Below are 6,159 nucleotides of genomic sequence, written 5' to 3'. Positions count from 1 at the left end.
GCGCCCGGGCATGAGCCGGCCCATCTTCTCCGCTTTCGACCTCGTGCTTGCCCAGAACGATGCGCTGGCCGAGCGCTTTGCCCAGCTTGGCGCGCACGACGCGCGCGACGCCGGAAACCTCAAGGCCGACGCGCCGCCGCCGCCCGTGGACGACGCGGCCAAAGCGGAACTGGCCGAAGCGCTCTCGGGGCGCCCGGTTTGGCTCGCAGCCAGCACCCATCCCGGCGAGGATGAGGTGATCGGCACGGCCCACGGCCTGATGAAGAAGGCCCTGCCCGATCTCGTGACCATCATCGTCCCGCGGCATCCGGAGCGGGGCGCGCCGATCGGCGAGATGCTGCGCGCCAAAGGCTTGAGCGTGACGCTGCGCTCCGGCGGCGGACTGCCGGATGCCACGACAGATGTTTATGTGGCCGACACGATTGGCGAGCTCGGCTTGTTCTATGCGCTGGCGCCCGTCGCCTTCATCGGCGGCTCGCTCGTGACCCATGGCGGGCAGAACCCGGTGGAAGCGATTAAGCTCGGCACCGCGGTGCTGACCGGTCCGAACTTTCAGAACTTCCGCGACTCTTACGGCGAGCTGCTCAAGGCGGGCGGCGCCAAGGACGTCAGCGACGCCGATAGCCTCGCGGTCGCCGTGCTTGGCCTCCTGCAAGACGAGGCGGCGCGGCAACAGATGCGAATGCGCGCGGAGGAAGCTGTTGCGGCCATGGGCGGCGCGCTGCCGCGTACGCTCCAAGCCATCGAGCCTTATCTTCCGGCGAAGGCGACGTTGCAGCATGCCTCTTGAGACGCCTTCTTGGTGGTACCGGAAGACGGGGGGCATCGCCGCGATGCTCTCTCCGCTTGCCGCACTTTACGGGCGGGCTGCCGCCTCGCGCCTGGACGCTCAGCCCACCTATCGCTCGTCGCTGCCGGTGATCTGCATTGGCAATTTCACGGCGGGCGGCGGCGGCAAGACGCCCACGGCGCTCGCAGTGGTTTTGCTCTTAAAGGCGATGGGCAAGCGCCCCGCCTTCCTCACGCGCGGTTATGGCGGCAGCGCCAAAGGCGTGGTGCGCGTGGACGGGCAAGACGCCACCGAGGTGGGCGATGAGGCGCTGCTGCTGGCGGCGGCGGCACCAACCTTCGTGTCGGCCGACCGGGTCGCCGGCGCCAAGGCCGTCGAAGACATGGCCATCGAAGACACGGCCATCGAAAAAACCGGCGCCGACACCATCGTCATGGATGACGGGTTTCAGAATCCGTCGCTGGCCAAGGACCTCTCGCTGATCGTGGTGGATGCCGCGTCCGGTCTCGGCAACGGGCGTGTGATTCCCGCAGGCCCGCTCAGGCGCCCGCTCGACGTTCAATTGGCCCGCGCCGATGCGCTGCTCGTCATCGGCGACGGCAACAAGGCCGATAGCCTCGTGGCGGCGTTCGACGGCGCGGGCAAGCCGGTGCTCCGCGCGAAGATTGTTCCCGCGCCACACATGGATCCCCGCTGGCTGTCGGTTTTGCCGGCGATCGGCTTTGCCGGCATCGCGCGCCCCAGCAAGTTCTTCGCCACGCTCAAAGCAAACGGCGCACGGCTCCTGGCGAGCCACGCTTTCGGCGATCACCACCGCTTCACCGAGAAGGAGGCACGGCGTTTGCTCGACGAAGCCGAGGCGAAGAGCGCGATGCTGGTGACGACGGAGAAGGATTGGGCGCGGCTCACCGACGGCGAGGAAGACAGCGCGGTGACGGAGCTGAAGCACCGCTCACGGCCGTTTCCGATCGTCGTGCGGTTCGAGGACGAAGAGAAAGCGAAAGCACTGCTCGACGGCGCGGCGAGCCGTTAGCCGGCCTCAGGCTTTATGCATCTCGCGGTAGCGCGCGAGGGACGTCGCCGCGTCGACATAAGCCTCTTGCAGCTCGACGCTCCAATAGCGCAACTCATCGAGCGGGATGGTCTTGCCGGTGACGGCGCAGCGCACGAAGTCGCCGGGCGTCATCACCTGGACCTCGCCGTCGAGATATTTGAGCTTGGCCTCGCCCTTGAAGCCGAGATTGCGTTCGAAGCGGTTCATCAAATCGGTGGCACTCTCTCGTTCGTCGCTACCTTAGCGTCATGGCCGAGACGTGGCCAGCGCACTAAAGAAGACTTCCCTGCTTTTCATCCGGCTTTCGCCGCGGCTCCTTGACCGGCGGTTCCTTCACCGGCGGCTCATCCCGACCGGGCGGCTCCTTGGCCGGCGGCTCGTTCACGGGCGGTTCCTTGACAGGCGGTTCCTCACCCGGTGGTTCCTTGACAGGCTTGTCCGGTCTCTCCCGTTCCCTTGGACCGCGCGGATCGGCATGGACTCCGATATGGCCATCGGCGAACTCGATGTCCAGCGCCGCGCCCGGTAGGACGGCCGCCGCGCTGCGCACCATGGCGCCCTCGTCATTGCGGATCAGCGCGAAGCCGCGCGCCAGCACGTTGTGATAGCCGAGCGTGGAGAGCAGCTTCGCCTGGTTGTCGAGACGGCGCCGCGACCGATCGAGACCCGCGTTAAGCGCGCGGGCTTTGGCGCGGTCGAGGCGAATGAGCTTCTCGCGGCCCTCGCCTGCGGCCCGGGCGAGGATATGGGGACGCAAGCGCGCGCCGGCGCGTTCGAGACCCGAGCGATGCGCCACGGCATTCGCCAACAAGGCGCGGGGCAGCTTGTGGCTCGCGGAATCGAGACGCTGGCGGGGCAGGCCCAAGAGATTGTCGCGGCGCGGCAGCCCACGGGCCGAGGCCAGAAAACGGCTGCGCCAGTTCTCCAGCGCACGGCGCAGGGTGCCGGCGCCCCGCACGCCGAACGTCCGCACGGCGATCAAGAGTTCCGAACGGACCGGCACGGCGCGCTCGGCCGCGGCCGTCGGCGTCGGCGCGCGGTGATCGGCGACGAGATCGATCAGCGTCCAGTCGGTCTCGTGCCCCACCGCGGAGATCAGCGGGATCGCGCTCGCGGAGGCCGCGCGCACCACAAGCTCTTCGTTGAAGCCCCACAGATCTTCGAGACTGCCGCCGCCGCGCGCCACAATGATCAGATCGGGGCGGCTCAGAATGGAAGTCGCCGCGTTGAAGCCCGAGATGGCGGCGGCGACCTCGGCCGCGCAGGTTTCTCCTTGCACCCGTACCGGCCAGAGCAGCACATGGGAGGGGAAGCGGTCCTCCAAGCGATGAAGAATGTCGCGGATGACCGCGCCCGTGGGCGAAGTCACCACGCCGATGACGCGCGGCAGGAAGGGCAGCGGCCTTTTTCGCGCCTCGTCGAACAGGCCTTCTTCCGCCAGCTTCTTCTTGCGCTGCTCCAAGAGCGCCATGAGCGCGCCGACCGCGGCCGGCTCGATGGAATCGATGACGATCTGGTACTTGGAGCGGTCGGGATAGGTGGTGATCTTGCCTTTGGCGACGACCTCGAGACCTTCCTCGGGCTTGAACTTGAGGCGGGCGAACGTGCTGCGCCAGACAACGGCCTCGATACAGGCTTTCTCGTCCTTCAGGGTGAAATAGCAATGGCCAGAGGCGTGCGGGCCGCGATAGCCGGAGACCTCGCCGCGCAGCCGCACCAGCCATAAGCGTCCTCCACCGTCTGCTTCAGCGCGAAAGCGAGCTCGGAGACGGTGTACTCGACGAGATTTGTCTGCGTGGCCTGTGGACTACGGCTTGCCATTCTCATGTCATCTGTTTTCGTGGAGGCGCGTTCTCGTGCTAAGAGCGCGCCGTGGTCGCCAACAGGGCATACAGGCCCTAGACGCGGCGAACAAGCTCAGCGAGGACGCAGGGAAAGCGCGCGGTGAATGTGCTTCTGATCGGTGGCGGCGGACGCGAGCATGCGCTCGCCTGGAAGCTTGCCCAAAGCCCCCTGCTCGATACGCTTTATTGTGCGCCCGGCAATGCGGGTATCGCAGAGGTGGCCGCGTGCGTGGACCTCGAGGTGGACGACCACACGGCCGTCGCGGCCTTCTGCAGAGATAAAGCTATCGGCCTCGTAATCGTGGGGCCCGAGGCGCCGCTCGTCGCCGGGCTCACCGACGATCTCGAAGCGCAAGGCATCAGAGTCTTCGGGCCTTCGAAGGCGGCGGCGGCGCTCGAAGGCTCCAAGGGTTTCACCAAGGATCTCTGCGCGGACTTCAACATTCCGACCGCGGCCTACGGGCGCTTCAGCGAAGCCCCGCCCGCAAAGGCCCACGTGGAAAGCCAAGGGCTCCCCATCGTCGTCAAAGCGGACGGGCTCGCGGCCGGCAAGGGCGTGATCATTGCCACAAGTCATTTCGAAGCTCATAGCGCGATCGACGCTTGCTTCTCCGGCGCCTTCGGGGAGGCCGGCGCCGAGGTCGTGGTCGAGGAGCATCTCACCGGCGAAGAGGCGAGCTTCTTCGCCCTGACGGACGGGGAGACCGTCCTGCCGCTGGCGACAGCGCAAGATCACAAACGGGCCTATGACCGGGACACAGGCCCCAATACCGGCGGCATGGGCGCCTATTCGCCGGCGCCAGTCATGACGGATGCGCTCTGCGCCCGGGTGATGGATGAGATCATCCTGCCGACGGTCGCCGCCATGAAGGCGCGCGGCATGCCCTTCAAAGGCGTGCTCTACGCGGGGCTGATGATCCAGGACGGGGCGCCGAAGCTCATCGAATACAATGTGCGCTTCGGCGATCCGGAAGCTCAGGCGTTGATGCTGCGGCTCAAGTCGGACCTGCTGCCGGCGCTGCTGGCCGTCGCGGAAGGGCGACTTGGCGGGCTCAGCCTCGATTGGCATGACGAGGCGGCGCTCTGCGTGGTCATGGCCGCGAAAGGCTATCCCGACAGCTACAAGAAGGGCACCGAGATCAAAGGGCTCGACGCGGCGGGCGCCGACCCGGAGGTAGAGATCTTCCATGCCGGCACCACGCGCGAGGGGGATCGCATCCTCGCCACAGGCGGTCGCGTGCTCGGCGTGACGGCGCGCGGGCCGGACATCGGACAAGCAAAAGACCGTGCCTATGCGGCGGTCGACAAGATCGCCTGGCCCGGCGGCTTTTGCCGGCGCGATATCGGCTGGCGGGCGGTTGGGCGCAAGGACTGACCGGCGCGAGCCACCGCGCATTAGCGAGAAATTCACCCCGCAACGCTAGAAACGATGACAAACACGGTTTTGCCGTGGTTTTGTCCCCATTAGGCGTTGCCATTTCACGATGGCGTCACTATTTGCAAGTCATCTGACGCACGCATAGAGAAATCGAGATTCGCATGACTTACGACCTCCCCGTTTCCAAAAGGACCATGTCCGGCGTGGTCGGGGTGGCTGCGATTCTTTTCTATCTCTGGCTGCTCATCTGGGCCGGTCCGGCAAAGGCCATGACGGGCGTCATCGCCGCTCCGCCGAGCCCGGACGGCCAAGTCCAGCAGGCCAAGATCTATCAGCGCGACCGGACCCCGATTTATCCCTATGTGGCCAAGGGCCCAGGCCCCCGCGGCTGGAGCTCTTATTTCGGTTTCGTGCCCTACACCAAGGGCGAGATCGAGAACCAAGCCATCCAGCGGAATTTCTACCCGATGGACAGCTGGCCGCACGACCCGAACGCGCCGGTCCCGCAGCCCTACGGCTTGGGCGAGTAGCTCTTTCCAATATCCGTTTCTTTTGATCACCGGCCCTGCAAACGCGGGGTGTTTTGGGTTGCCCGCTATACTTGATTAGCGCGGTATAGATTGCCGTTGTCTAAAATTATCTTAGAAATACTTGGCGTATATTTCATGCACGTCAATTTCTAAGTCACCTATTATTCACCGCTATACTCAACCTGCTGTTAGGCCGCCCAGGGAATACTTTGCCTCTACCCCTGGGAGGCTCACATGAAAACATCTTTGATTGCTCTTTGCCTGATCTTCGTCTCGACCGGCTTCGCGCTCGCCACGGAACCGAGCGCCGGGCAGCTCTGGGAAAACTCGCTGCTGACCCACAAACGCAACGGAACCCTGGCAGGCCCCCGTCCCGGCCAGAAGTGCCTGTGGTCGGCGCGGCTCAATGGCTGCCTCTATTACACGCCCGGCAAATGGGACCTGTACCTGCAGGACTTCTAGGCTGACGGCGCACCTGGCTCGGAGGCGCGCCGCCTGGTTCCTACCAGCGCGCCTTCAAGGTCGCGAAGGCCTGGGCGGGAGCGCCGTATGAGATGTTGTTG

At 65.5% G+C, this 6,159-nt stretch carries 6 protein-coding genes and 1 pseudogene; 5 read left to right on the top strand and 2 right to left on the bottom strand.

From position 1 onward, the window contains the following. The coding region (locus AUC71_RS09225) for a 3-deoxy-D-manno-octulosonic acid transferase (protein WP_280139301.1) at positions 1–790 on the top strand (790 nt) is incomplete at its 5' end. Beyond that, positions 780–1,823 carry a tetraacyldisaccharide 4'-kinase gene (gene lpxK, locus AUC71_RS09220; protein WP_083238227.1) on the top strand — a complete coding sequence of 348 codons (1,044 nt, stop codon included), beginning with the start codon at positions 780–782 and terminating at the stop codon, positions 1,821–1,823. The genes AUC71_RS09225 and lpxK, both read left to right, overlap by 11 nt. A 6-nt stretch (positions 1,824–1,829) precedes the next feature. Here lpxK and AUC71_RS09215 read toward each other — a convergent pair whose 3' ends face one another. Both AUC71_RS09215 and xseA read right to left on the bottom strand, forming a co-directional pair. Beyond that, positions 1,830–2,051: a DUF2093 domain-containing protein gene (locus tag AUC71_RS09215; RefSeq protein WP_069624028.1), complete on the bottom strand. Its 222-nt coding sequence runs from the start codon at positions 2,049–2,051 to the stop codon at positions 1,830–1,832. Between the two features lie 64 nt (positions 2,052–2,115). Continuing rightward, a pseudogene (gene xseA, locus AUC71_RS09210) lies at positions 2,116–3,665 on the bottom strand (exodeoxyribonuclease VII large subunit). A 123-nt stretch (positions 3,666–3,788) separates the two neighbouring features. Between xseA and purD the strand changes: the two are divergent. From purD to AUC71_RS09195, 3 genes are all read left to right on the top strand, one after another. Next, positions 3,789–5,063, top strand: a complete 1,275-nt coding sequence (gene purD, locus AUC71_RS09205) for a phosphoribosylamine--glycine ligase (protein WP_069624026.1) — start codon at positions 3,789–3,791, stop codon at positions 5,061–5,063. A 164-nt stretch (positions 5,064–5,227) separates the two neighbouring features. Further along, positions 5,228–5,596 carry a hypothetical protein gene (locus AUC71_RS09200; protein WP_069624025.1) on the top strand — a complete coding sequence of 123 codons (369 nt, stop codon included), beginning with the start codon at positions 5,228–5,230 and terminating at the stop codon, positions 5,594–5,596. A 234-nt stretch (positions 5,597–5,830) separates the two neighbouring features. Beyond that, positions 5,831–6,058 (top strand): hypothetical protein, encoded by a 228-nt coding sequence (locus tag AUC71_RS09195; protein ID WP_069624024.1) that lies wholly within the window; start codon positions 5,831–5,833, stop codon positions 6,056–6,058. Positions 6,059–6,159: the final 101 nt, after the last annotated feature.

It is taken from the genome of Methyloceanibacter marginalis, assembly GCF_001723295.1.
Classification (GTDB): Bacteria; Pseudomonadota; Alphaproteobacteria; order Rhizobiales; family Methyloligellaceae; genus Methyloceanibacter; species Methyloceanibacter marginalis.
Note: the sequence above shows the minus strand (reverse complement) of the source record. Positions and strands in the feature narration are given on the sequence as shown.

What these genes read in the sequence shown, in the direction of transcription:
- AUC71_RS09215 (WP_069624028.1), bottom strand. Translation starts at nt 2,051, where the DNA reads ATGAACCGCTTCGAACGCAATCTCGGCTTCAAGGGCGAGGCCAAGCTC.
- AUC71_RS09195 (WP_069624024.1), top strand. Translation starts at nt 5,831, where the DNA reads ATGAAAACATCTTTGATTGCTCTTTGCCTGATCTTCGTCTCGACCGGC.
- lpxK (WP_083238227.1), top strand. Translation starts at nt 780, where the DNA reads ATGCCTCTTGAGACGCCTTCTTGGTGGTACCGGAAGACGGGGGGCATC.
- AUC71_RS09200 (WP_069624025.1), top strand. Translation starts at nt 5,228, where the DNA reads ATGACTTACGACCTCCCCGTTTCCAAAAGGACCATGTCCGGCGTGGTC.